A 23509-nucleotide genomic window follows, 5' to 3' on the forward strand; every position below is an offset into this window, starting at 1 on the left:
CATCGTCAACCTCGCCTCGGCCGCCGCCTACCTGCCCTCCAAGGCGCTGGCCGCGTACGCCACCAGCAAGGCGGCCGTCCGGATGCTCTCCGACTGCCTGCGCGCCGAACTCGCCTCCTCGGGCGTCGGGGTCTCGGCGATCTGCCCCGGCCTGGTCAACACCAACATCACCCGCACCTCCACCTTCTCCGCCACCACCGCGGACGAGCAGGCCGCCAAGCAGGACCGCGCCGCGAAGCTGTACGCCCGCCGCAACTTCCCGCCGGAGAAGGTCGCCACCGAGATCGTCCGCGCGGTCCGCCGCAACAAGGCACTGGTCCCGGTGACGGTCGAGGCCAAGGGCGCCCACCTGCTCAGCCGCCTCGCCCCCGGCCTGCTCCGGCTGGCCGCCCGGCTGAACGTCACCTGATCCCCCATCCCCCGGGCGGGGGAGGAGGATCGGTCCGACGCCGGATGTGGGGGCGTACGGGCCCCTGGAACCGTGACTCCTGAGCACGTTTCCCCCAGGAGGTTCACGCGATGTCCGCCAGCACTGCCGCACGGCCCACCGAGGTCCCGCCGCCGCCCCGGTGGGCCGTCCGGGCCGCCTACGCGTCCGCGCTCTCCGCGACGCTCGGCTTCGTCCCGCTGCACACGGTGTGGGCGGTGGGCGTCCCGCTCTGGGCCGACCCGGGGAAGTTCCGCGACTGGTACGCCGAGGGCGGTGGGCCGTACCTGTTCGTGCTCAACGGGATGGCCGCGCTGGCGGGCCTGCTGGCCTTGAGCCTGGTGCGGCCGTGGGGGCTGGTGTTCCCGCGCTGGGCCCCGCTGCTGGCGGGCCGTCAGGTCCCGCGCCGGACCCTCGCGGTCACGGCCTTCGCGGTCGCCGCCTTCCTGCTGCTGTACACCGTCTTCGCGGCCGTGCTGACGGCCGTCCGGTTCGACGAGCCCGGGATCTTCAGTCCGTGGATCGTGGTCTACGGGATTCCGCAGTTCCTGGTCTGGGGCATCGGCCTGCTGGTAGCTGCCCGGTCCTACCGGGCACGGATCGTCTGTCGGTGAGCACCACTGGGTCTGAACCCGGTGGACTACTCGTGATCAGGCGTCAAGGTTGCTGCGTAGTGCCGCTGTACCGAGGCACCGGCCTTCTCGTAGGCAGAAGGTCACGGCCCCGTACTCTTCGCTCATGCATCTTGGAAGATCCATAGCCCTGCTGATCGGTGCATCGGTACTGGTCAGCGCGTGCTCCACCACGTCTGACCCGTCCCCTGCGCGCGCAGGCAGCGCCCCAGCCGGCGCCGCGACTGCGGCTGCCCTGCCCGCAGCGGGTTCTCCAAGCGTGCCGGCCAAGTTGAGCGCTGCCGATCTGCAGGGCCGTTGGTGGACCTGGGCAGGTTCGAGCGTCAGTGACTCGAACCCTGTCTCAGATCGGGACGGCCACCTGTGCGCTCAGGGCCAGACAGCGGGCATCTGGTTCCTGGCCGGCACCTTTGGCGGGACTGTAACGCGCTCGTGCACAGTGCCCGCAGCGGTACCAGTGGCCTTCCCTCTGGTGAACCTCTTCGGCAAAGCGGCTGACTGCTCCGCGTTCATGGCCACGGCGCAGGGGAGCGCCATCCTCGACGGCCAAGCTTTGGAACCCGAACGGTACGAAGCGACAGCCGTGCAGATCAGTGCAGTGGATGGCAATCCGCTCACCCGGAGTGGGGGACACTTCCGAACCCAGGCGTGCGGGCTCTGGGTACAACTGGAATCGCTGGCACCCGGCAGCCACACACTGGCTATCAGGGGATCATCGGGATCCTTTGCCGTCTCCGTGGACTACAAGCTTCAGGTCTCGGCAGGCTGAAGAACGACGGTCACTCCAGCTGCTGATCGTGGTCCCGGGCCTTGACGTCAGCCCAGGTCGGGCCAGCTCAGGAGGTTCTCCAGGGTGGCGCGGTCACCCTCGCTGCGCAGGCTGTCCAGGGGGAGGCGGAGGTGCAGGGCGAGCAGCAGGTCGCTCGCTGATCCGTGCAGGTCGGCGACCGTCTCCGCTTCGTGGCGGCCGTCGACGAGGAGTGATCCCGACGCCGTCAGGTCGACCAGCCACGACCTGCCTTCGGCGGCGTGCAGGCCGATCCGGACCGGCTCGTGCGGCCAGGCGCCGGCGGTGCCGTGGCTGACGCCGATGAACTCGGCAATGCCGTCGAGTGCGACGACCACCGGGACGGGCTGGGGAGTTCCGACGGCCAGCTGGGCGTCGAAGGCGTGGACAGCGGCCTCCTGGACCTGATGGCGAGCCACGGCGCCGCTCGTCATCGGCACGTCGGAGTCTCCCCACCAGGTCCAGCAGTCCATCGCGGGACCGGCGGTGAGCAGGGCGGTGATCAACCCCTCGGTGGCTGCGGCCGAACGGGCCAGCAGACCGCCTGACAGCGTGTCATCGGCCGGCGTCACGGTCGGGGGCTGGTCGCCGGGGCCGGCGGGTTCCGTACCTCCGGCGGTGTCGGCGAGTCCTGGGGCCGTTCCGAGTCGGGCTGCCGATACTCGTCGTACACAGCAGTGAGTCGTTTCGCCTGAAGGAGCGTCAGATGGCCACCGGGACCGTGCAGACCTTCCACACCGACCACGGGTACGGGACGATCGTCCCCGACGGCGGTGGGCCCGAACTGACCTTCTACTACGACTCGATCCTGATCGAGGGCGTGGACCGGGCGCTGCCGGACGGCCAGAAGGTCGAGTACGAGGAGACCGTCCAGGAGGACCGGCCGGTGGCGGAGAAGGTCCGACCGCTAGGGTGACCCGGCATGGGGACAACCACGGCAGTCTGGTCCTTCGCGCTGGTGGTCGGATTGCTCACGCTGACGCCCGGGCTGGACACCGCGCTGATCCTGCGGACCGCCGCGCTCGGTGAGCGGGTCAGGGCCTGGGGCGTGGTCCTCGGCATCGGTACCGGCACGTTGATCTGGGGCACCCTCAGTTCACTCGGCGTCAGCGCCCTGCTCACCGCCTCCCACCTGGCGTACGAGACGCTGCGCTGGGCCGGGGTGGCCTACCTGCTCTGGATGGGCGTGCAGATGCTGCGCAGCAGCGCGCTGTCCGGTCCCGAGCCGGATGTCGGCAGTGGCGGCTTCTGGTCCGGCTGGCGCCGGGGCGCGCTGACCAATCTGCTCAACCCCAAGGTCGGGGTCTTCTACGTCGCGGTGCTTCCGCAGTTCATCCCGGCCGGGGTGCCGCACCTGCCGATGGGTGTCCTGCTCACCTCGGTCCACGTCGCCGAGGGCCTGCTGTGGTCCGCCGTCCTGGTCGCCTTCGCCCGCGCGGTGCGGGGCTGGCTGCGCCGCCCGGCCGCCCGCAAGCTGATGGACCGTCTGACCGGCGTGGTGGTGATCGGCTTCGGCCTGCGCCTGGCCACCACCGACTGAACGCGACGTCGCGAAACCGCCGGTCCTCCCGGGCCGGCGGCGGCAGGCTGGCAGCCATGATGCTACAGATCAACCCCATCGACGCCGACACCTGCACCCGCCTGCGCGAACTGGACGACGCAGGCCGCCCGCCGGTCGAGTCGGTCGACACCACCGGCGGTGCCCCGCTGCGCTGCTGCCTCACCCGGGCCTGCCCCGGCGACCGGATCGCCCTGGTCTCGTACGCCCCGCTCACCCGCTGGGCCGCCGAGACCGGCGCCGACCCGGGCCCGTACGACGAGCGCGGCCCGGTCTTCATCCACGCCACCCCTTGCCCCGGCCCCGCCGAAGGCTGGCCCACCACGATGCACACCGGGCCCCGGGTCCTGCGCGCCTACGACGCGGCCGGCCACATCCTCGGCGRCCGCCTGGTCCAGCCCGCGGAGGCCGCGGTCGGAGCAGCCGAGCTGCTCACCGACCCCGAGGTCGCTGTCCTGCACGTCCGGGCCGTCGAGTTCGGCTGCTTCATGCACGAGGTCCGCCGCGCCTGAGGCGACGTCAGCCGACCACGCTCACGGCACGGTGGCGAGCGCGACGGCCGACGGGCGGCCTGTAGGCAGGAGGCGTCGGCCACCACGACGATCACTCGCGATGGCGCTTGGTGGCCTCGTACGTGCGGGCCTGCTCGGACCGGACCTCCTCGGGGCTGAGCGAGCCGGTGCCGGGGTAGCTGGCGATGAAGAACGGCTCGGCCCAGGCGCGGTTGGCCATGGCCGCGAGGTGGATCGCCTCGCGGATGATCTCTGCTTCCGTAGTTCCCCGGCGGGCGGCGGCTGCCTTGATGACGGCCAGGTCCTCGGCCTCGGCATAGACCGTGGTGCGCTTGAGTGCCATGCACCTACGGTACGGCCGACTTACGGCCGTCGCGCTGACGGTGGGTCAGCTGCCGGAGATGATGCCCAGGCCCTTGGCCAGGTCGTCGGCGTTCATGCAGGGGGTGATGCTGATCTCGGCGTTCAGCTCCCAGAGCGGTTCCAGCATGGGGACCAGGGAGTACTCGTTGGGGAGGTCGACGAACAGGTAGGCGCAGCGGCGGCCGGCCGTGGGGGCGAAGTAGGCGGCCTCGGGCTTGAGGGAGGCCATGATGCCCTGGAGGGCCTTGGGCATGGTGCCGTCGGCGATCAGCCGGTTGGCGGTCTCGGTGTCGAACTCGACCTGGATGAGGGTGCGCATGGTCCTGGCACCTTTCGTCACCTGGGGGCGGTGACGGGCCGACAGGTGAAGGTCGGCCTGTCCTTGCAGACCAGCGTCTCGCGCACGATCCGAGGGCGCCATCCGGGTGAGGTGATTCAGGCAGCCGCAGACGGGACGGCCTCGGCGGCGCGGGCCAGGTCGTGGTGGATCGGTCCTTCGCCGGCCGAGAGCGGGAGGCAGGAGCCGCCGCGGCGGTGGGCGACGATCTCGGCGGCGACCGAGACGGCGGTCTCCTCGGGGGTGCGGGCACCGAGGTCGAGGCCGATCGGGGAGCGCAGGCGGCCGATCTCGGCGTCGGTCAGGCCGACCTCGCGGAGGCGGGCGTTGCGGTCGCGGTGGGTCTTGCGGGAGCCCATCGCGCCGACGAAGGCGACCGGCAGCCGCAGGGCGCGCTCCAGCAGCGGGATGTCGAACTTGGCGTCGTGGGTGAGCACGCACAGCACGGTGCGGCCGTCCAGCAGAGCGAGTTGGGAGTCGAGGTAGCGGTGCGGCCAGTCGACCACCACCTCGTCGGCCTCGGGGAAGCGCCGGGCGGTGGCGAAGACCGGGCGGGCGTCGCAGACGGTGACCCGGTAGCCGAGGAACTTGCCGATCCGCACCACCGCCGCCGCGAAGTCGATCGCGCCGAACACGATCATCCGGGGCGCGGGCACGTACGACTCGATGAAGAAGGTGACCGTGCCCTGGTCGGAGTCGTCACAGGGGCGGCCGTCCAGGCCGAGCACCAGCTGCCCGGTGCGGCCCGCGTCGAGCATGGCCCGCGCCTCGGCGACAGCGGCGCGTTCCAGCAGAATAGTGGTCGAGGGGGCCGGGGTGAGCGAGCCGTGGTGGGTGTCGGCGGTGACCGCGACGGTGGCGCCGAGCAGGCCGGCCGGGCCGGCCACGATCCGGGCCAGCGCGACCGGGGTGCCGGAGGCGATGTAGGTGATGCCCGCGTCGAGCGCGGGGTCGGCGCCGGGGACCACCGGCTGGACGAAGACGTCCAGGATGCCGCCGCAGGTGAGGCCGACCGCGAAGGCGTCCTCGTCGCTGTAGCCGAACCGCTCCAGGACGGGGGTGCCGGAGGCGATCGCCTCCTGGCAGAGCTCGTACACCGCGCCCTCGACGCAGCCGCCGGAGACCGAGCCGATCGCCTCGCCGTCCGCGTCCACCGCGAGCGCTGCGCCCGGGTCGCGCGGCGCGCTGCCGGAGACGCCGACCACGGTGGCCACGGCGAAGGAGCGCCCGGAGGAGTGCCAGGCCAGCAGCTGCTCGGCGATGTCCTGCATTTCGGGGCTCCCAACGGAAGAAGAGGGGTGGAACGGGCCGGCCGCTGTGCGAGGGCTGACCCCCCGCACAGCGGCTCTGGTACTAGTGAACTCCCAGCCAGGCCTTGATCGGAGTCAAGGCGAAGTAGATCAGGAAGACACCGGTGAGGATCCACATCAGCGGACCGGGCTCGCGCCACTTGCCGCGGCCTGCCTTGATCACGCAGTAGGTGACAACACCGGCCGCGACACCGGCGGTGATGCTGTAGGTGAACGGCATCAGGACGCAGGTGAGGAAGGCCGGGATGGCGACCTCGCGGTCGGACCAGTCGATGTGCCGGGCCTGACTCATCATCATGGAGCCGATCACCACCAGGGCGGCCGAGGCCACCTGGACCGGCACGATGCCGGCGAGCGGGGTGAAGAAGAGCATCAGGGTGAAGACGCCACCGGTGACCACGGAGGCCAGGCCGGTACGGGAACCCTCGCCGACGCCGGTCGCGGACTCGACGAAGACGGTCTGCCCGGAGGCACCCGACAGGCCGCCGATGGCGCCACCGGCACCGTCCACGAAGAGCGCCTTGCTCAGGCCGGGCATCCGGCCCTGCTTGTCGGCCAGACCGGCCTCGGTGCCGACGCCGATGATGGTGGCCATCGCGTCGAAGAAGCCGGCCAGCACCAGGGTGAAGACGGCGACCGAGGCGGAGATGGCACCCATGCCCTGGCTGCCGAAGGCACCGAACAGGTCGACGTGACCGAAGAGGCCGAAGTCGGGGGCGGCCACCGGGCCGTCACCGGGCCACTTGGGCACCTGCAGGCCCCAGACCTTGTCGTCCAGACCGGCGGCCGCGTTCACGATGAAGGCGATCGCGGTGCCGGCCGCGAGGCCGATCAGGATCGCGCCCCGGGTGTTGCGGACCAGCAGCACGAAGATGGTCAGCAGGGTGATGCAGAAGATCAGCACGGGCCAGCCGGACAGCTCACCGGTGGGGCCGAGCGAGAGCAGCGGACCCTTGCCTGCGAAGACGAAGCCCGCCTTGTTCAGACCGATCAGAGCGATGAACAGGCCGATGCCTATGGTGATCGCGTGCTTGATCGGCAGCGGGATGCCGTTCATGATCTTCTCGCGCAGACCGGAGACGACCAGCAGCACGATGGCCAGGCCGTAGATCACACAGAGCCCGAAGGCCTGTTCCCAGGTGGTGTGCGGGACGACGATCGCGGAGATCGCGCCGGAGACCGAGAGTCCGGCCGCCGCGGCCAGCGGCACGTTGCCGACCACGCCGAGCAGGATCGTGGTCACGGCGGCGGCGAGCGCGGTGGCCGTGGTGAGCTGCGCGTGGTCCAGGTGCACGCCGTTCTTGTCGGCGCCGCCGAGCAGGATCGGGTTGAGCAACAGGATGTAGGCCATCGCCATGAAGGTGGTGAGGCCACCGCGGAGCTCATTGCCGAAGGTCGAGCCGCGCGCCGATATCTTGAAGTAGGCGTCCAGCTTGTTCTTCGGCGGGTTTGCCTCGGACGGCGTGAGGGTGTCGTCCGTGGCGGGTCTGTCGTCAGTGGTGCCGGGCTCCGTGGAGATCCGGGTCATGTCCACTCCCAAGGTTCAAAGGGGGTTGGGGTGGGCGAGTCGACCTGATTTGCCGGTTGGAGGAGGCACAGGGGGACTGTTCGACTCACGAGGTGCACACTCAAGCGGGTGCGGGGTGGTACGCACTGCTGCAGAACCCCGGCGTGGGAGAGGCGGCAGCGATGGTGCTTGACGGTGCGTCAACTGTTCTGCTGTGTGGTGCGCCCCGGGGCGGCGGGGAAGACGGTCGCCGCCCCGGGGAGGCTTGGTGGCTAGAGCGTTCCGGTGAGGTGCTCCGGCCGGACCGGGATCCGGTTCAGGGCGATCCCCGTGGCGGCCCGGATTGCGGCGACGATCGAGGGCGTGGCGGAGACGGTGGGGGCCTCGCCGACACCGCGCAGCCCGTACGGGGCGTTCGGGTCGGGAAGTTCGAGGATCTCCACCGGGATCGGCGGGGTGTCCAGGATGGTGGGGATCAGGTAGTCGGTGAAGGAGGCGTTGCGCACCTTCCCGTCCTTGACGATGATCTCCTCCATCACGGCCAGGCCGAGCGCCTGGGTGCAGCCACCCTGGATCTGGCCGACCACCGAGAGCGGGTTGAGCGCCTTGCCGACGTCCTGGACGGCGGTCAGCTCGACCACCTTGATCAGACCCAGCTCGACGTCCACGTCGACCACCGCGCGGTTGGCGCAGAAGGTGTACTGGACGTGGCCGAAGCCCTGCCCGGTCTCCTTGTCGAACGGGACGGTCGGGCGGTGGTGGTGCTCGCGGGTGAGGTCGATGGCCTCCTCGCCGAGCAGGTCCACCATCGGCACCAGCGCGCCGGCCGACTCGGAGACCACCTTGCCACCGACCAGGTCGATGTCGTTGTGGGTCCAGCCGTAGCGCCGGCGGCCCTTGGTGATCAGCGCCTGCTTGACCGCCTCGGCGGCCAGCTTCACCGCGCCACCGGTCATGTAGGTCTGCCGCGAGGCGGAGGTCGAACCGGCCGACCCCACCTCGGTGTTGGCCGGGTGGATGGTGACCTGTTCGACGCCGAGCTCGGTCCGGGCGATCTGGGCGTGCACGGTGACGCCGCCCTGGCCGACCTCGGCCATCGCGGTGTGCACCATGGCGACCGGCTCGCCGCCGATGACCTCCAGGCGGACCCGGGCGGTGGAGTAGTCGTCGAAGCCCTCGGAGAAGCCGACGTTCTTGATGCCGACCGAGTAGCCGATGCCGCGGACGATGCCCTCGCCGTGCGAGGTGTTGGACAGCGCGCCGGGGACGGCCCGGATGTCCAGGTTGTCCAGGTCGAGCGGCGGCGGCAGCGGCATGTCCTTGACCCGCTGGAGCAGCTCGGCGACCGGGGCCGGCGAGTCGATCAGCTGGCCGGTGGGCATGTGGTCGCCCTCCGACATCGCGTTCAGCTGCCGCAGCTCGACCGGGTCCATGCCCAGTTCGGCCGCCAGCTTGTCCATCTGCGACTCGTAGCCGAAGGCCGCCTGGACCGCGCCGAAGCCGCGCATCGCGCCGCAGGACGGGTTGTTGCTGTAGAGCGCGATGGCGTGCATCCGCACGTTCGGGATCACGTACGGGCCGTGGCCCAGCGAGGCGGCGTTGCCGACCACGGCGGGGGAGGCGGAGGCGTACGCGCCGCCGTCCAGCACCAGGCGGGCGTCGGCGTAGACCAGCTTGCCGTCGCGGGTGGCGCCGTGCTCGTAGTACATCTTGGCCGGGTGGCGGTGCACGTGGCCGAAGAAGGACTCGTCCCGGGCGTAGACGATCTTGACCGGCTTGCCGGTGTGCATCGCCAGCAGCGAGGCGTGGATCTGCATCGACAGGTCCTCGCGGCCGCCGAAGGCGCCGCCGACACCCGCGAGGGTGAGCCGGACCTTCTCCTCCGGCAGACCCAGTACGGGGGCCATCTGCTGACGGTCCACGTGCAGCCACTGGGTGGCCACGTAGAGGTCGATGCCGCCGTCCTCGGAGGGCACCGCGAGACCGGACTCCGGGCCGAGGAAGGCCTGGTCCTGCATGCCGACCTCGTAGTGGCCGCTGACCACCACGTCGGCCAGCGCGCGGACCTCGTCGGTCACGCCGAGGCCGGAGACCAGCTTCTGCTCGTGGCAGATGTTGTCGTACCCGTGCGACTTGTACTCGTGCGGCTCGTGCACGTAGCCGTGGGTCTGCGGGTCGAGGCACTGCTCCTCGGTGACGATCGGGGTGAGCACCTCGTACTCGACCTTGATCTTCTTCACCGCACGGCGGGCCGTCTCCGGGTGGTCGGCCGCGACCAGCGCGATCGCCTCACCGTGGTAGCGGACCTTGTCGATCGCCAGGGCCGGCTGGTCCTGGATCTCCAGGCCGTAGAACTTCGAGCCCGGGATGTCGTTGTGGGTCAGCACCGCGTAGACGCCGGGCACCTTGAGCGCCTCGGAGATGTCCACGCTCAGCAGGTTGGCCCGGGGGTGCGGCGAGCGCAGCGCCATGCCCCAGAGCATGTCCTCGTGCCACATGTCGGAGGAGTAGGCGAACTCGCCCTTGACCTTCAGATTGCCGTCCGGGCGCAGCGGCGAGCCGCCGATGCCGTCCGGGCTGGAGGTCCGGATGTCCTGCAGGTTCTTCTGACCCTGGATGGTACGAGTGCTCATTCGGAGGCCGCCTTCGCGCACTTGCGGGCGGAAGCGAGCCGCACCGCGTCCATGATCTTCTCGTAACCGGTGCAGCGGCACAGGTTGCCCGACAGCGCCTCGCGGATGTCGTTGTCGCTCGGCTGCGGCTCGTCCGCGAGCAGCGCGTCGGTCTGCACCAGCAGACCGGGGGTGCAGAAGCCGCACTGCACGGCGCCCGCGTCGACGAACGCCTGCTGGACCAGGCCCAGCTCGCCGTTCTCGTCGGTCAGGCCCTCGACGGTGCGGACCTCGCGGTCCTGCACCTGACCGGCCGCGACCAGACAGGAACAGACCGGGGTGCCGTCCAGGTAGACCGTGCAGGAACCGCACTCACCCTGCTCGCAGGCGTTCTTGGAGCCCGGCAGGCCGACCCGCTCGCGCAGCACGTAGAGCAGGCTCTCGCCCTCCCAGACGTCGTCCGCCTCGACGGGCTTGCCGTTGGCGGTGAAAGTGACCCTCATGCCGCGCTCCTGATCTGCTTGCTGTAGTCGTTCCAGGTCCAGGTCAGCGTGCGGCGGGCCATCACGGCCAGCGAGTGCCGCCGGTAGTCGGCGGTGCCCCGGACATCGTCGATCGGCGAGGCGGCGGCCTTCACCAGCTCACCGAACTGCTGGATCACCTCGGCGCCCAGCAGGTCTCCCGACTCCCACAGACCGCGCTCGGCGAGCACGCCCTGCAGGTACTCCTCGGCCTCCACGGCGCGGCGCGGCGTGGGGGCAGCCGAGCCGATCCCGGTACCGACCGTGCCGTTCTTCGGGTGCAGCGCGAAGCCGAACGCACAGACCGCGATGACCATCGCGTTCCGGGTGCCGATCTTCGAGAACTGCTGCGGGCCGTCCGCCACCGGGATGTGGACGGCGCGGATCAGCTCGTCCTGCTCCAGGCTGTTGCGCTTGACGCCGACGTAGAACTCGTCGATCGGGATCATCCGGGTGCCGCGCACCGAGGTGGCCTCGACGAAGACGTCACGGCCGGCGGCGAGCAGCGCGGGGTGCGCGTCACCGGCGGGCGAGGCGCCGCCGAGGTTGCCGCCGACGCCACCGCGGTTGCGGATCTGCGGCGAGCCCACGGTGTGCGAGGCGAGCGCGAGACCGGGGAGGGGCCCGGACAGCTCGTCGATGATCCGGGTGTAGGGGACCGAGGCGCCGAGCCTGACGACGTCGCCGTCGTTCGACCACTCGGTCAGCTCGGTGATGCGGTTCAGGTCGAGAATCGCGGATGGCCGGTGCACGTCGAAGTTCATCTCGACCATGACGTCCGTGCCGCCCGAAATCGGCAGCGCGGTCGGGTACTCAGCCTTCGCCGCGAGCGCCTCGTCCCAGGTACCGGGCCGAAGGAACTCCATGCGGGTCTCTCCTCAAGTCGTCGCCAGCCGGACAATTGGGCACAGTGCCCGGTATTCGGTGTATCGGACCTTGCTACCGCCTCGTTGCCTCGGCGTTGAGTCCTGGTCACCGGGGTGTGTCCGGCGGCGTGTTGCCAGTGAACCGCCGACCGCTCTCCCGGAGGCAGTCACCGATGGCATGAAGCCCTTGCCTCGGTGTCGCCCGGCATCCTGTACGTTCCTCTAAGGCGGACAATTGCCCTGTACAGCGAAGTGCGCGCCACTACTTACGACCGTAATCCGGCCGTGATTCGGACGCTACGGCCCCGTGACCCGGCGTCGGGTTGATACGTAACACCGATCGCCCCGAGTCGGGCACACTGTCCCCCCGAAACCCCTGTTCAGACGAAGGAGTCTGCGGATGCGCGTCCGAGACCTGCTCGCCCCCGGGGCACCGAGGCTGCGGCTGCTCGCTGCCGAGGACGAGCTCGACCGGCAGGTCAGCGGCGTGATGACGACCGACCTGCACGACCCCGGCCGCTACCTGCACGGCGGTGAGCTGGTGCTCACCGGAATGCTCTGGCGGACCGGCCCGGAGGACTCCGAGCGCTTCGTGCGCACCATCGTGGCGGGCGGCGCGGTCGCGCTGGCGGCCGGCGAGGCCGAGGTCGGCCCGGTGCCCGAGGACCTGATCGACGCCTGTCGCCGGCACCGGATGCCGCTGCTCGCCGTGCCCGACGACATCGCCTTCGGCACCGTCACCGAGTTCATCGGCAGACAGGTCTCGGTCGACCGGGCCGCCGACCTGGCCGCGCTGGTCGACCGGCACCGCCTGCTGGTCTCCGCGGCCGGTGGCGGCGGGCTCGACGCGGTGCTGGAGATGCTCGGCGGCGACATCGACCTGGACTGCTGGGTGCTCGCCCCCACCGGCCGGGTGATCGCCGGGCCCGCCGACCGGCTCTCCGCCGAGGACCGCGACCAGCTGGTCCGGGCCCACCTGGCCGCCCAGCGTCAGCGCCGCCGCCCCCCGCACCGGGCCCGCCTCGCCAGCGGCTCGTACTCGCTGATCCCCGCCCCCGCCTCCACCGAGGCGGACGCCTCGCTCGCCGACTGGGTGCTCGCGGTCGCCGGGGACGTCACCGAGTGGACCGGCAAGCGCCAGCAGCTGGCCGACAACCTGGCCCGGCTGGCCGCCGCCGAACGCACCCGAAGGGACGAGGGCCGCCGACTGCGCCGCCGGCTGGCCGACGAGGTGCTGACGCTGCTTCAGCGCGACGCCGACCCGGCCGAGATCAGCCGCACGCTGTACGCCTCCTCCGCGATGGCCGCCCGGTACGAGGGTGCGGCCGAGGGGCCCACGGTGGCCGAGGGGTCCTGGTTGGTGCTGAGCGCGGAAGGGACAGGACTGCCGGAAGGGGCGGTGCGGTCGATCCTGGAGGAAGCTCTCACCGACGCCTCCGACCGCGCGCTGGTGGCCGGCGCCGGTACCGGCGCCGTGGTGGTGCTGCCCGCCCCCGGCACCGCCGTGCCCGCCGACGCGCTCCGCGACCTGCTCGCCCCGCTGGAGGCCGGACTCGGCTCGGAGGGCCGGATCACCCTCGGCGTCTCGGCCCCCGCCGCCGAGGCGGGCGGCCTGCGCGGCGCCCTGGAGGAGGCCCGGCACGCCCGCCGGATCGCCGCCGCCCGGGTCGGCCGGATCTGCGTGGCCGGTCCCGAGGAGCTCGCCTCGCACGTGCTGCTGCTCGCGGCGGTGCCGGACGAGGTCCGCCGAGCCTTCCGCAGCCGGCTGCTGGACAAGGTGATCGCGTACGACATCGAGCACCAGGCCGACCTGGTCCGCACCCTGGAGGCCTTCCTCCGCTCGGACGGCTCCTGGACCCGCTGCGCCGCCCAGCTGCACGTGCACGTCAACACCCTGCGCTACCGGATCGGCCGGATCGAGGAACTGACGGGCCGTGACCTCTCCAGGCTGGAGGACCGGGTGGACTTCTACCTGGCCCTCGAACTGGCCTGAGCCCGTTCCCCGGTCACGCGATGGGCCGCACGGCTTCTCCGCCTCGTACGCCTACGAGTGCGGCGTCAACATCGCTGGTGGCACCGACCAGACGTGTTCGACTGGAAGCAGGACGGAGCTGACGGGCCCGCTTCCGGAGCTGCACCGGATGGCACGGACCTCAACCGTTCCTTCGGTCGGACGGACGGGGTGGTGAGGTTTCCGATGGTCAACTTCAAAGTCCGTTTCGCCGATGGCTCCACTGCCCGCGGTGATGACGGCACCGAAGGTGAGAAGTTCCGCGGCTGGGACGTGTGTGTGCGAGACGGCGACACCCGACTGTGTGCGACCACGGGCAAAGGCGACTGACTCGGGCGGCTGCACCACGCACTACCGGAGGAAAGCATCATGACGGAATCGGGTCGGCCCGGCAGCGTTGGTCCGCAGCAGGCTCTGACGGGGTGTTACCGGGCGGTGTGGCCGCGCGTCGGCAACGGGCCCGGGCATCCGCCCGCTGAGCCGGTTCGCGCGCTGATCGACTTCGCTTTCCGGCCCCCGTCGTCGTGGCGCTTGGAGCGGGGCGGTCGAGTCACCGTCACGGAGGTGACCCGTGCCGAGTGGGAGGCGCCCGGTCTCTCCTTCCCGGCCGGTGAGTGGCCGTGGGCCTTCACGCCCTCGCCGGCCCGCGGGCCGGCTCGGCCACGGTTACGTGGGAGGGGCGTCCTGCCACCGTTCTGGAGATCCCGGGGCCGGACCGGACGCCGCTGCACGTGACGGTCGACGACGAGTCGGGGGTCGTCCTGCGGGCTCATTCGCCCGCCACCGGTTACCTGGAGGAGCTCACCGACCTGCGGGTCCACCGGGCACTGCCGGACAGCCTCTTCGCCGACCCGGTGGACGACGGTTCGGATCGGGCGGAGCTGCGTCGCTACGAGCAGATCCGTGCTCACTACCGGCAGCGGCCGCTCCCGGTGCCCGGAGCGTGGCCGGGAGCGCTGGGCAGTCCGTCGGCGATCGACGGTGACCCGGTCAGCGGGTTCCTGGTGGTGGACCTGGAGGTGCAGCCGTCGGTCGGCCTGCCCACCGGGGCGCAGCTGATCCGGCAGCCCCTTGCGGAGCCGGGCTACGACGGCGGCTGGGCCGCCGACCCGGGCACGTACCTGCACCGTTGGCAGGACGGCCGTTGGCAGTGGACCATCGCTGTCACCGGTCGCCCGCTCACGCCTGCCCAACTCGCCGCCGTCGCCGAGGAACTCGCCACGAGCGTCAGCGGTTGGCCGGGATGATCGTGGTCAGCCACTTGAAGACGTCGGGGACCATCGGCTTCCAGACGTCGCTGGAGTGGGCTCCCATGCTCTCCACCGGGGTGACGGTGGTCGGGGCCTTGGAGGCCGCCTTGAGGGCGAGCGCGGCCTCGTAGCCGTCGCCCTTGTTGCCGCTCAGGTAGAAGGCGACCTTGGGCGGCTGGGCGGCGTTCTTCAGGATGTTGACGGGGTTGGACTTCTCCCGCAGCGCCGGGTCCTTCGCGGTGAGCGAGTCGGGCTCCTGGGCGGGGTCGTTGTAGCCGGAGAGGCTGATGCTGGCGCGGTAGCGGTTGGGGTGCTCGGCGCCGAGCTTGGTGGCGCAGTGGGCGCCGGCCGAGTACCCGGCGACCGCCCAGCGGTCGGGCGAGGGGTCGGCGCGGAAGTTGTCCAGCACCATCTGTGGGACGTCCCGGGAGAGCCAGGTGTCGGCGTTGACCTTGCCGGGGATGTCGGCGCAGCCGGTGTCCTGGCCCTTGTCGAGCAGCAGGGTGCGCGGCGAGACCAGGATGAACGGCGCCACCTGCCCGCTCTCCATCAGCGGCTTGAGCTGCTCGGACACCCGCAGCGTGCCGTACCAGGTGGAGGAGGAGCCGGGGTAGCCGGGGAGCAGCTCGACCACCGGGAACTTCTTGTCCTTGAACTCGGGCTTGTCGTACTGCGGCGGCGTCCAGACCAACACCTCGCCGTCCACACCGGACAGCCGCCCCTTGAGCTCGGTGCGCTTGACGTCACCGGGCACCTTCGGGTCGTCCACGTTCTTGAAGGACTGGATCACCTTCGGCTCGGGGGACTTGCTCGCCTTGCCGCCGCTCGCCGGGTCGTCGGCCGTGACGTTCGGCACGGCCCGGATGTGGTTGCCCGTACCGAGCAGGTCGGACCAGCTGCCGTAGATCAGGTTGGCGTTGTTCACCATCACGAAGACCGTCACCACGGCCGTCACCTGACAGACCAGGATCATCACCAGTCTCGCCAGCACCTGGACCGGCTTCGGCCCGCGCACTCGCCCCCAGAGCAGCAGCGCCGCCGCGATGGAGACCGGCACGAGGATGATCGTGACGATGAGGAAGGGGGTGCCTGTCAGTTGCATCAAGTTCTCGTATCCGGATCGTCCGCCGCCCCGGATCCGCATCGCCCCGGAAGCACTTCGATGGGATCAGACGTTTCCGAACGGGTGATCAGTTGCTCTCCAACCTTGGCGAAAGCTGAGAGGAACATCACGTATTCGGTGAGAATTGTCTGAACGGCCCGGACCAGTGTGCCACTCGCATGGTCGTACTCGTCGAACGGGTACGGCCGACTCCCAGCGAGTCGGCCGGTTCGAACAGTCCCTTGCGGGAAACTGTCGGAGTGTCAGTCCGCCGGTTCCGCCCCGTCCTCCTGCCGCTCGCCGCGCTCCTGCTGGTGACCGCGACGCTGTCCGGGTGCAGCAGCACCGGCGGCCGCCGCGCCGAACAGGCCCGCAGCCGGGCGGCGACGGCGGGCGGTGCGGTCGACACACCGCGCTGGACGGTCGCCATGGTGACCCACGCGGGCGCGGGCGACGCGTTCTGGGACACCGTCCGCAAGGGCGCCGAACAGGCCGCCGCGAAGGACAACATCACCTTCCTGTACTCCAACGACGCGCAGACCCAGAACCAGGTGCAGCTGATCCAGGCCGCGATCGACCAGCGGGTGGACGGGCTGCTGGTCTCGCTGGCCAAGGGCGAGGCGCTGACCGACGTGCTGGCCAAGGCGAAGGCGGCCGGCATCCCGCTGATCAGCATCAACTCGGGCCAGGAGTTCTCGGCCCGGTTCGGCGCGCTCACCCACATCGGGCAGGACGAGAGCACGGCGGGCAAGGCGGCCGGCACCGAGCTGGGCCGGCGCGGGCGCAAGTCGGTGCTCTGCGTGATCCACGAGCAGGGCAACATCGGCCAGGAGCAGCGCTGCGGCGGCGCCAAGGGCGCCTTCGGCGGCACCCTGCAGACCCTGTACGTGGACGGGGTCAACCTGCCCGACGCCCGGGCCGCGATCGCCGCCAAGCTACAGGCCGACCCGGCGGTGGACACCGTCCTCACCCTGAGCGCCCCGCTGGCCGCGACCGGCCTGCAGGCCGTCCAGGACGCCCGCCGGCCGGTCGAGCTGGACACCTTCGACCTCGGCACCCAGGTGGTGACCGGGCTCCAGGCGGGCACGGTCGGCTTCGCGGTGGACCAGCAGCCGTACCTGCAGGGGTACCAGGGCGTCGACCTGCTCTGGCTCTACCGCTACAACCTGGACGTGCTGGGCGGCGGCGGGCCGGTGCTGACCGGCCCGCAGATCCTCACCAAGGACGACGCTGCCGCGCTCGCGGCGTACGTCGCCCGGGGGACCCGATGAGCACCGACCTGCTGGTCTCCCGGCCGCCGGGCAGGCACCGGCGGGCCCGCCCCGAGCTGGGTGCGGCGCTGGCGGCGGTGGCTGTACTGCTGTTCTTCTCGGTGGTGGCCGACAGCTTCCTGCGGGCCTCCTCGATCGGCACCGTGCTGTACGCCGCCTCGACCATCGGCATCATGGCGGTGCCGGTCTCGCTGCTGATGATCGGCGGCGAGTTCGACCTCTCGGCGGGCGTCCTGGTCACCACCGCCGCGCTCACCTCCTCGATGGTCAGCTACCAGCTGACCGCGGTGACCTGGGTCGGCGTCCTGGTCTCGCTGCTGGTGACGCTGGCGGTCAGCGGCTTCAACGGCTGGATGCTCGGCCGCACCCGGCTGCCCAGCTTCATCGTCACGCTCGGCACCTTCCTGATGCTGACCGGCGCCAACCTGGGCCTCACCAAGCTGGTCTCCGGCACCGTCACCACCAAACCGATCGGCGACATGCAGGGCTTCGACTCCTGCCGGTGGCTGTTCGCCTCGGAGTTGACGGTGGGTGGGATGACGCTCAAGGCCACCGTCTGGTGGTGGCTGGGTCTGGTGGTGGTGGGCTCCTGGGTGCTGCTGCGCACCCGGTACGGCAACTGGGTGTTCGCGGTCGGCGGCGACGCGGCGGCGGCCCGCGCGGTCGGTGTCCCGGTCGGGCGGACGAAGATCGGGCTGTACCTCGGGGTCGGCTTCTGCGCCTGGGTGCTCGGGCAGCACCTGCTGTTCTCCTTCGACACCGTGCAGTCCGGTGAGGGGGTCGGCAACGAGCTGATCTACATCGTGGCGGCGGTGATCGGCGGCTGTCTGATCACCGGCGGGTACGGCTCGGTGGTCGGCGGGGCGCTGGGCGCGCTGATCTTCGGCATGGTCAGCAAGGGCATCGTGTACGCCCAGTGGAACCCGGACTGGTTCAAGTTCTTTCTGGGTGCCATGCTGCTGCTGGCCGCGCTGCTCAACTCCTGGGTCAAACAACGGGCGGAGCGCGGCCGGTGAACCTGTTGACACTGGAGGACGTGGGCAAGTCCTACGGCAGCGTCCGGGCGCTGGAAGGGGTCTCGCTGACGGTGCGCCAGGGGGAGATCTCCTGCGTGCTGGGCGACAACGGCGCGGGCAAGTCCACCTTGATCAAAATCATCGCGGGGTTGCACCGGCACGACGAGGGCCGCTATCTGATCGGGGATCAGGAGGTCCGGCTGAGCTCGCCCCGGCAGGCGATCGACCGGGGCATCGCCACGGTCTACCAGGACCTGGCGGTGGTCCCGCTGATGCCGGTCTGGCGGAACTTCTTCCTCGGCGCCGAGCTCGGCAGCCGGCTCCGGCTCGACAGCGCCCGGATGCGCGAGGTCACCCGGGAGGCGCTGGCCAGGATGGGCATCGAACTGGCCGACGTGGACCAGCCGATCGGCACCCTCTCCGGCGGCCAGCGGCAGTGCGTGGCGATCGCCAGGGCGGTGCACTTCGGTGCCCGCGCGCTGGTGCTGGACGAACCGACGGCCGCGCTCGGGGTCAAGCAGTCCGGGGTGGTGCTCAAGTACGTGGCGGCGGCCCGCGCGGAGGGCCTGGGCGTCGTGCTGATCACCCACAACCCGCACCACGCCTACCTGGTGGGCGACCACTTCACCCTGCTCAAGCGAGGCCGGATGGCGGGCAGCCACCCGCGCGCCGAGATCACCCTGGAGCAGCTCACCACCGAGATGGCGGGCGGCTCCGAGCTGGCCGAACTCTCGCACGAACTCGGCCGACCCGGCCCGGAGGCGGACCGCTGACCCGGCGCGGGAGGATGGGCCCCGTACGATTCCGACCCGCTGAAGGAGTACCTGTGAGCACCCCGCAGCGCCCCGCCGTCTTCCCCACCCTGCTCGGCGGCATCGGCCCCCGGGCCGAGCGCCGGCGCCGGGCGCTGCCCGCGAGCATCCTGCGGCTGCCCACGGTCGGGGTGGACATCGGCGGCACCAAGGTGGTGGCGGGCGTGGTGGACGGCGAGGGCCGGGTGCTGGAGCGGCTGCGCACCGACACCCCCGACAAGAGCAAGAGCCCGCAGGTGGTCGAGGACGTGATCGTCGACCTGGTGCTCCAGCTGGCGGACCGTCACGACGTGCACGCGGTCGGCGTCGGCGCGGCGGGCTGGGTGGACGCGGACCGCTCACGCGTTCTGTTCGCCCCGCACCTGAACTGGCGGAACGAGCCGCTGCGGGACGCGCTGAGCGCCCGGCTCCGGTTCCCGGTGGTGGTGGAGAACGACGCCAACGCGGCGGCCTGGGCCGAGTGGCGGTTCGGCGCCGGACGGGGCGAGGAGCACATGGTGATGCTCACCCTGGGCACCGGCATCGGCGGCGCCCAGGTCAGGGACGGGTACGTGGACCGGGGCCGGTACGGGCTGGCCGGGGAGTTCGGGCACATGCAGGTGGTGCCGGGCGGCCACCGCTGCCCGTGCGGCAACCGGGGCTGCTGGGAGCAGTACTCCTCCGGGAACGCGCTGGTCCGGGACGCCCGGGAGCTGGTCGCCGAGGAGTCGCCGGTGGTCCAGCCGCTGCTCGCGCTGGCGGGCGGTACGGCGGCCGGGCTGACCGGCCCGCTGATCACCGAGGCGGCCCGGGGCGGCGACCCGGTGGCGACCGAGCTGCTGTACGACGTGGGCACCTGGCTGGGCGTCGGCATCGCCAACCTGGCGGCGGCGCTGGACCCCGGACGGTTCGTCATCGGCGGCGGGGTCTCGGAGTCGGGGGAGCTGCTGCTCACCCCGGCCCGGAACGCCTTCAAGCGCACGCTGACCGGACGCGGCTTCCGCCCGGAGGCGGAGATCGTGCACGCGGCGCTGGGCAACGACGCCGGTCTGGTCGGTGCGGCCGACCTGGCCCGACAGGTGGCGCGGCGGTTCCGGACCATCAAGCGGCACCGCGTGGAGCGCGCGGTCACCAGGTGACCGGGCTGTTCCCTAACAATTAGGTTTACAGACCTACTGCGCCAGGGAAAGCCCGGCTAGCATCCGGCTTGTGGCAGTGATAGCGAAGCTCCGGCACGGCATTCCCCGGGTGAGCGCCGGGCGGTGGGCAGGTCTGCTGCTCTGTGCCGCCTTCGCGGTGGCCGACGGCCTGCTGCTCGCCGACCGGTCACTGATCGGCGGGCTCGCCCTGCTCCTGCTGCCCGGCGCGGCGGCCCTGCTGCTCGCGGTCGGCACCACGGCGAGGTCCACCCTGCCGGTGTTCCCCGTCCTGTCCGGCGGCCTCGCCTGCGCCCTGCTCGGCCTGCTCCTCGCAGCCGGCAGCCCCGCCCGGTACGCGGCCCTGGCGGCCGCCGTCCTGCTGACCGTCCTGTCGCTCGCGACCGGCCGCCGCGATCGCCACCCCGGCCCGGCCGAGCCGCTCTCCGCCGCCGACCGCGAGGACCTGCACGACGCCTACCCGGCCGCCGTCTGACCCTCCGTCAGCCCGCGAGCCGGTAGCTGCTGCCGTCCCTGGTCCGCTCCAGCAGCCCGGCGATCACCAGATACCGGCGCAGCGCCGAGTAGTCCTCGTGCACCGTCAGCAGCGCCTCGTTGACCTCTCGCTCGACGTACCCCCGCCCCGGCTCGAACAGCGTCCGCGCGAGGTGCGTGAGCAGCTCCTCCCGCCGGGCGGGCTTGCGCGGGATCGCGGTCAGCCGCCCCTGGGCGGTGAACAGCGCGGACACCCCGCGCGACGTGCTTGTACTGGTCTCGGACATGGGCGGCAGCCTCTCCCGGCCGGCGATGCCGGGGCAAGGCGTTTTCCGGGCCGTCCCGACCACGCCCCGGGCGGGCGCGGTGGTCCGGCGCCGAGCGCTACCCGGCCGCACCGATCGCGGTGCCCGTCCGGTACAGCTCCACCAGCAACGGCCGCAGCGCCAGGCCCGTGGCCGTCAGCTCGTACCGGGTGCGGACCGGGAACCCGCGCAGCCGCTGGCGCACCACCAACTGCCGTTCCTCCAGCACCCGCAGGCGTTCCGTCAGGATCTTGGGGCTGATCTCCGGCAGCCGCTCGCGGAGTTCGCCGAAGCCGTGCGGTCCGTGCATCAACTCCCGCAGCACCAAGGTGGTCCACCGGCCCGACACCGCCGCCAGTGCCAGCTCCACCGGGCAACCGCCCTCCGGCCGGCCGGTGCGCCCGCGTGCGTCCGGCACCAACTCGGCGTCCCACCCGCGCTCCGCGTGGGTTTCCCTTTGGTGAGTCACGCCGCTGCCGGGTTCACTGCCGTCATGACCACTTCCGCTCATTCCCCCACTCTCGCCCTGACCACCGACGCCCGGCAACACCCGGCCGTCTTCGCCGCCGCCTTCAACTCCGGGGACCCCGATCTGGTCCAGCAGGTCTACGAGCCGGGCGCCGTCTTCGTCCCCGAGCCGGGCCACCCGGTCACCGGCGCCGGAATCCACGCCGCCATCACCGGGTTCCTCGCACTCGGCCTCCCCATCACCGTCCGGGTCCGGCACGCCTACACCGCCGATGAGATCGCTCTCCTGGTGGTCGACTGGACCATCACCGGTACCGGCCCCGACGGCAGCCCCGTCCACCTCACCGGCACCGCGACGGACGTCGCCCGCCGGGGCCCCGACGGTTACTGGCGCTACCTCATCGACAACCCCTTCGGCACCGCCGGGACCCCGTGACGGCGCTAGCCGCGCAGCGGGATCGAGACCCAGGACGGGTCGGCCGCCGGTGAGGTGAAGGTCAGCGAGGACCAGGCCGGGTTGTGGGTGATGTAGAGCGGGTCGACGGTGTCGACGACCAGGGCGAGGCGGTGGCCGGCCGGGACGTCGTAGGCGGTGGCCTGGAGCGGGAAGTCGGCGGTCAGCGGGGCGGCGTGGTCGAGGAAGGTGTACGGGGCGTGGGTGATCAGCTTGCCGATGCCGAGGGCGTCCACGTCGTAGAGGTACGCGACCAGGCTGCCGCGCGAGGCGGAGGGGGTGACGCCGAGGTGGACCTGGACGGTGCCCCGCAGCTGCTGGCGGGTGGGGTACGCCTCGGACTGCCAGACGGCGGCCACCGGGCGGGGGAGCAGCGGGACGGAGACCAGCGGCGGGAGCTTGAGGAACTGCTCGGCGAGGTTGCTCAGGAAGACCACCCCGCCGTCCGCGCCGGAGTCCAGGCCGGTGGCGATCGGGGTGCGCCAGCCGGTGTCGGTGCCGGCCGCCAGTGAGCCGGTGTTCAGCCAGTTGCGTTCGCCGAGGCCGAGCCGCCGGGTGCTGCCGGTGACGGCCGCCCAGCTGGCGTACTCCTCGTAGCCGTCCTGGAGTTGGGGCTTGAGGCGGACCGGCTTGGCCCGGTCGATGCCGTTGTCGGTGCCCTTGAGGTAGTGGTCGAGCCAGGCGTGGGTGGTGGACCAGACGTCGTTGGGGAGCCCGGCCAGTCCGGTGGCCTCGGCGGTGGCGTGGTCGCCGGGGCGCAGTTCCAGCCGTTTGGGGCCGGTCAACTTCTCGTAGAGGCCCGTCAGTTGGTTCGGCGGGAAGATCGAGTCGCCCCAGGCGTTGGCGAGCAGCACGGCGGCGCCGTTGGCGTTGATCCGGTCCAGGTACGTCGCGGCGGAGCGCTTGGCGGCCCAGGCCCGCAGCTTGGCCTCGTTCTCGAAGTCGCTGCCGAAGAACGCGGTCAGCTGCTCCTGGAGCTCGCTGCCGGGCCGTCCGGTGAGATAGCCCGCGATCGCCAACACCCCGGCGGACTGCAGGTGCTGGGTCTCGTCGCTGAACAGCGAGTCGGCCAGGTCGGCCCAGCCGCTGAGCGCGGCGACGGCCTTGATCCGGGGGTCGAAGGCGGAGCCGAGCAGGCTGATCCCGGCGCCGTACGAGATCCCGGCCGCGCCGATCCTGGCCGGGTCGGCGCTGGTGTTGGCGAGTGCCCAGTCGATCACCTTGGAGAGGTCGGCGACGTCGGGTGGCCCGGCCACCTCGATCTGCCCGCCCGAGCCCCAGAAGCCGCGTGGGGTGTAGCTGACCACCACGTAACCGGCCTCGGCGAGTTGCTTCGCCTGGGCGAGGTACTCCAGGTCGTTGACACCCCAGGACGACGGCAGCACCACCAACGGGTGCCGGGCGGCGCCGTCGGCGGGCTCGTACACGTTGCCCTTGAGGACCACGCCGTCGGAGCCGGGGATGTCGGTGAACCGCAGCCCGGACTGGGCCGTCTGAGTGATCGTCAATGCCTGGGCGGCGGGCGCCAGGGCGAGCGGTGCAGTGGTGAGCAGGGCGGTGGCCAGCGCGAGCGCGGCGGCGCGGTTGCGTACGGGCATGGGGGACTCCTGGCGCTGCGTGGGTGGGGGTGCAGGACCTCGTGACTGGACGGTAGCCAATCAGACACGCTGTCAGTAACTCGTTGGCAGGTACCGGACCGATAACGAATCTACTGGCGGGTAGTGGCGCGAAGACGCGTTGTGCGCGGCCATCCCCTGTGAAAGAACGAGGAGTTGACG

At 71.3% G+C, this 23509-nt stretch carries 27 protein-coding genes; 15 read left to right on the plus strand and 12 right to left on the minus strand.

The window, feature by feature from the left end; all coding sequences use genetic code 11:
- The 3 genes from ASC99_RS41595 to ASC99_RS38165 form a co-directional block, all read left to right on the plus strand.
- A partial coding sequence (locus ASC99_RS41595) for an SDR family NAD(P)-dependent oxidoreductase (protein ID WP_235583197.1) occupies positions 1–409 on the plus strand: 409 nt, incomplete at its 5' end.
- Between the two features lie 110 nt (positions 410–519).
- On the plus strand, positions 520–1041 hold the full coding sequence (locus ASC99_RS34960; RefSeq protein WP_057239737.1) for a hypothetical protein: 522 nt from the start codon (positions 520–522) through the stop codon (positions 1039–1041).
- A 490-nt stretch (positions 1042–1531) separates the two neighbouring features.
- Complete coding sequence (locus tag ASC99_RS38165; RefSeq protein WP_235502947.1) at positions 1532–1828, plus strand: hypothetical protein; 297 nt, start codon at positions 1532–1534, stop codon at positions 1826–1828.
- A 47-nt stretch (positions 1829–1875) separates the two neighbouring features.
- On the opposite strand, the gene ASC99_RS34965 is transcribed toward ASC99_RS38165, so the two are convergent.
- Positions 1876–2418, minus strand: a complete 543-nt coding sequence (locus tag ASC99_RS34965; protein WP_057239739.1) for a maleylpyruvate isomerase N-terminal domain-containing protein — start codon at positions 2416–2418, stop codon at positions 1876–1878.
- Between the two features lie 134 nt (positions 2419–2552).
- Here ASC99_RS34965 and ASC99_RS34970 point away from each other — a divergent pair, with 134 nt between their 5' ends.
- From ASC99_RS34970 to ASC99_RS34980, 3 genes are read left to right on the plus strand one after another with little or no spacing between them, the layout of a single operon-like run.
- Entirely contained in the window at positions 2553–2762 is a 210-nt protein-coding gene (locus ASC99_RS34970; RefSeq protein ID WP_057239740.1) for a cold-shock protein, read from the plus strand.
- Positions 2763–2768: 6 nt separating this feature from the next.
- Positions 2769–3386: a LysE family translocator gene (locus ASC99_RS34975; protein ID WP_057239743.1), complete on the plus strand. Its 618-nt coding sequence runs from the start codon at positions 2769–2771 to the stop codon at positions 3384–3386.
- A 56-nt stretch (positions 3387–3442) separates the two neighbouring features.
- Complete coding sequence (locus ASC99_RS34980; protein WP_057239745.1) at positions 3443–3916, plus strand: DUF1203 domain-containing protein; 474 nt, start codon at positions 3443–3445, stop codon at positions 3914–3916.
- Between the two features lie 91 nt (positions 3917–4007).
- On the opposite strand, the gene ASC99_RS34985 is transcribed toward ASC99_RS34980, so the two are convergent.
- From ASC99_RS34985 to ASC99_RS35015, 7 genes are all read right to left on the minus strand, one after another.
- On the minus strand, positions 4008–4259 hold the full coding sequence (locus ASC99_RS34985; protein WP_057239747.1) for a CopG family transcriptional regulator: 252 nt from the start codon (positions 4257–4259) through the stop codon (positions 4008–4010).
- 45 nt (positions 4260–4304) lie between these two features.
- On the minus strand, positions 4305–4598 hold the full coding sequence (locus ASC99_RS34990) for a hypothetical protein (RefSeq protein ID WP_057239748.1): 294 nt from the start codon (positions 4596–4598) through the stop codon (positions 4305–4307).
- A 116-nt stretch (positions 4599–4714) separates the two neighbouring features.
- Positions 4715–5887 (minus strand): XdhC family protein, encoded by a 1173-nt coding sequence (locus tag ASC99_RS34995; RefSeq protein ID WP_057239750.1) that lies wholly within the window; start codon positions 5885–5887, stop codon positions 4715–4717.
- Between the two features lie 82 nt (positions 5888–5969).
- A complete protein-coding gene (locus ASC99_RS35000) occupies positions 5970–7454 on the minus strand; it encodes an NCS2 family permease (protein ID WP_057239752.1) in 1485 nt (494 codons plus the stop codon).
- Positions 7455–7705: 251 nt separating this feature from the next.
- The gene (gene pucD, locus ASC99_RS35005) at positions 7706–10066 is read right to left on the minus strand and encodes a xanthine dehydrogenase subunit D (RefSeq protein ID WP_057239754.1); all 2361 of its coding nucleotides are present in this window, start codon (positions 10064–10066) and stop codon (positions 7706–7708) included.
- Complete coding sequence (locus ASC99_RS35010) at positions 10063–10548, minus strand: (2Fe-2S)-binding protein (RefSeq protein ID WP_057239756.1); 486 nt, start codon at positions 10546–10548, stop codon at positions 10063–10065. The genes pucD and ASC99_RS35010 overlap by 4 nt, the downstream gene beginning before the upstream one ends.
- A complete protein-coding gene (locus ASC99_RS35015) occupies positions 10545–11432 on the minus strand; it encodes a xanthine dehydrogenase family protein subunit M (protein WP_057239757.1) in 888 nt (295 codons plus the stop codon). Before ASC99_RS35015 ends, ASC99_RS35010 begins: the two co-directional genes overlap by 4 nt.
- 400 nt (positions 11433–11832) lie before the next feature.
- Here ASC99_RS35015 and ASC99_RS35020 point away from each other — a divergent pair, with 400 nt between their 5' ends.
- The 3 genes from ASC99_RS35020 (at position 11833) to ASC99_RS39245 (ending at position 14690) form a co-directional block, all read left to right on the plus strand.
- On the plus strand, positions 11833–13425 hold the full coding sequence (locus ASC99_RS35020) for a PucR family transcriptional regulator (protein ID WP_057239759.1): 1593 nt from the start codon (positions 11833–11835) through the stop codon (positions 13423–13425).
- A gap of 93 nt (positions 13426–13518) precedes the next feature.
- Positions 13519–13773, plus strand: a complete 255-nt coding sequence (locus ASC99_RS39240) for a hypothetical protein (RefSeq protein ID WP_157531942.1) — start codon at positions 13519–13521, stop codon at positions 13771–13773.
- A gap of 401 nt (positions 13774–14174) precedes the next feature.
- Positions 14175–14690 carry a hypothetical protein gene (locus ASC99_RS39245; RefSeq protein ID WP_057239761.1) on the plus strand — a complete coding sequence of 172 codons (516 nt, stop codon included), beginning with the start codon at positions 14175–14177 and terminating at the stop codon, positions 14688–14690.
- Here the strand turns inward: ASC99_RS39245 and ASC99_RS35030 are convergent.
- Entirely contained in the window at positions 14671–15795 is a 1125-nt protein-coding gene (locus ASC99_RS35030) for an esterase family protein (protein WP_057239763.1), read from the minus strand. The genes ASC99_RS39245 and ASC99_RS35030 overlap by 20 nt on opposite strands.
- Positions 15796–16055: 260 nt before the next feature.
- Between ASC99_RS35030 and ASC99_RS35035 the strand changes: the two genes are divergently transcribed.
- The 5 genes from ASC99_RS35035 to ASC99_RS35055 all read left to right on the plus strand — a co-directional run bounded on the left by ASC99_RS35035 (position 16056) and on the right by ASC99_RS35055 (position 20505).
- The gene (locus tag ASC99_RS35035; protein WP_235502944.1) at positions 16056–17066 is read left to right on the plus strand and encodes a sugar ABC transporter substrate-binding protein; all 1011 of its coding nucleotides are present in this window, start codon (positions 16056–16058) and stop codon (positions 17064–17066) included.
- Entirely contained in the window at positions 17063–18082 is a 1020-nt protein-coding gene (locus tag ASC99_RS35040; protein ID WP_057239765.1) for an ABC transporter permease, read from the plus strand. The genes ASC99_RS35035 and ASC99_RS35040 overlap by 4 nt, the downstream gene beginning before the upstream one ends.
- On the plus strand, positions 18049–18855 hold the full coding sequence (locus ASC99_RS35045) for an ATP-binding cassette domain-containing protein (RefSeq protein ID WP_057240038.1): 807 nt from the start codon (positions 18049–18051) through the stop codon (positions 18853–18855). The genes ASC99_RS35040 and ASC99_RS35045 overlap by 34 nt, the downstream gene beginning before the upstream one ends.
- Positions 18856–18869: 14 nt before the next feature.
- Positions 18870–20012: an ROK family glucokinase gene (locus tag ASC99_RS35050; protein WP_082598884.1), complete on the plus strand. Its 1143-nt coding sequence runs from the start codon at positions 18870–18872 to the stop codon at positions 20010–20012.
- A gap of 70 nt (positions 20013–20082) precedes the next feature.
- Entirely contained in the window at positions 20083–20505 is a 423-nt protein-coding gene (locus tag ASC99_RS35055) for a hypothetical protein (protein ID WP_157531944.1), read from the plus strand.
- Between the two features lie 7 nt (positions 20506–20512).
- Here the strand turns inward: ASC99_RS35055 and ASC99_RS35060 are convergent, their stop codons facing one another.
- The gene (locus ASC99_RS35060) at positions 20513–20791 is read right to left on the minus strand and encodes a DUF2087 domain-containing protein (RefSeq protein WP_057239769.1); all 279 of its coding nucleotides are present in this window, start codon (positions 20789–20791) and stop codon (positions 20513–20515) included.
- 97 nt (positions 20792–20888) lie between these two features.
- Entirely contained in the window at positions 20889–21227 is a 339-nt protein-coding gene (locus tag ASC99_RS35065) for a winged helix-turn-helix transcriptional regulator (RefSeq protein ID WP_369824399.1), read from the minus strand.
- A gap of 75 nt (positions 21228–21302) precedes the next feature.
- Here ASC99_RS35065 and ASC99_RS35070 point away from each other — a divergent pair, with 75 nt between their 5' ends.
- Complete coding sequence (locus tag ASC99_RS35070; RefSeq protein ID WP_057239775.1) at positions 21303–21713, plus strand: DUF4440 domain-containing protein; 411 nt, start codon at positions 21303–21305, stop codon at positions 21711–21713.
- A gap of 5 nt (positions 21714–21718) precedes the next feature.
- Here the strand turns inward: ASC99_RS35070 and ASC99_RS35075 are convergent, their stop codons facing one another.
- On the minus strand, positions 21719–23329 hold the full coding sequence (locus ASC99_RS35075) for a CocE/NonD family hydrolase (protein ID WP_057239777.1): 1611 nt from the start codon (positions 23327–23329) through the stop codon (positions 21719–21721).
- Positions 23330–23509 lie beyond the last annotated feature (180 nt).

It is taken from the genome of Kitasatospora sp. Root107, assembly GCF_001424875.1.
Classification (GTDB): Bacteria; Actinomycetota; Actinomycetes; order Streptomycetales; family Streptomycetaceae; genus Kitasatospora.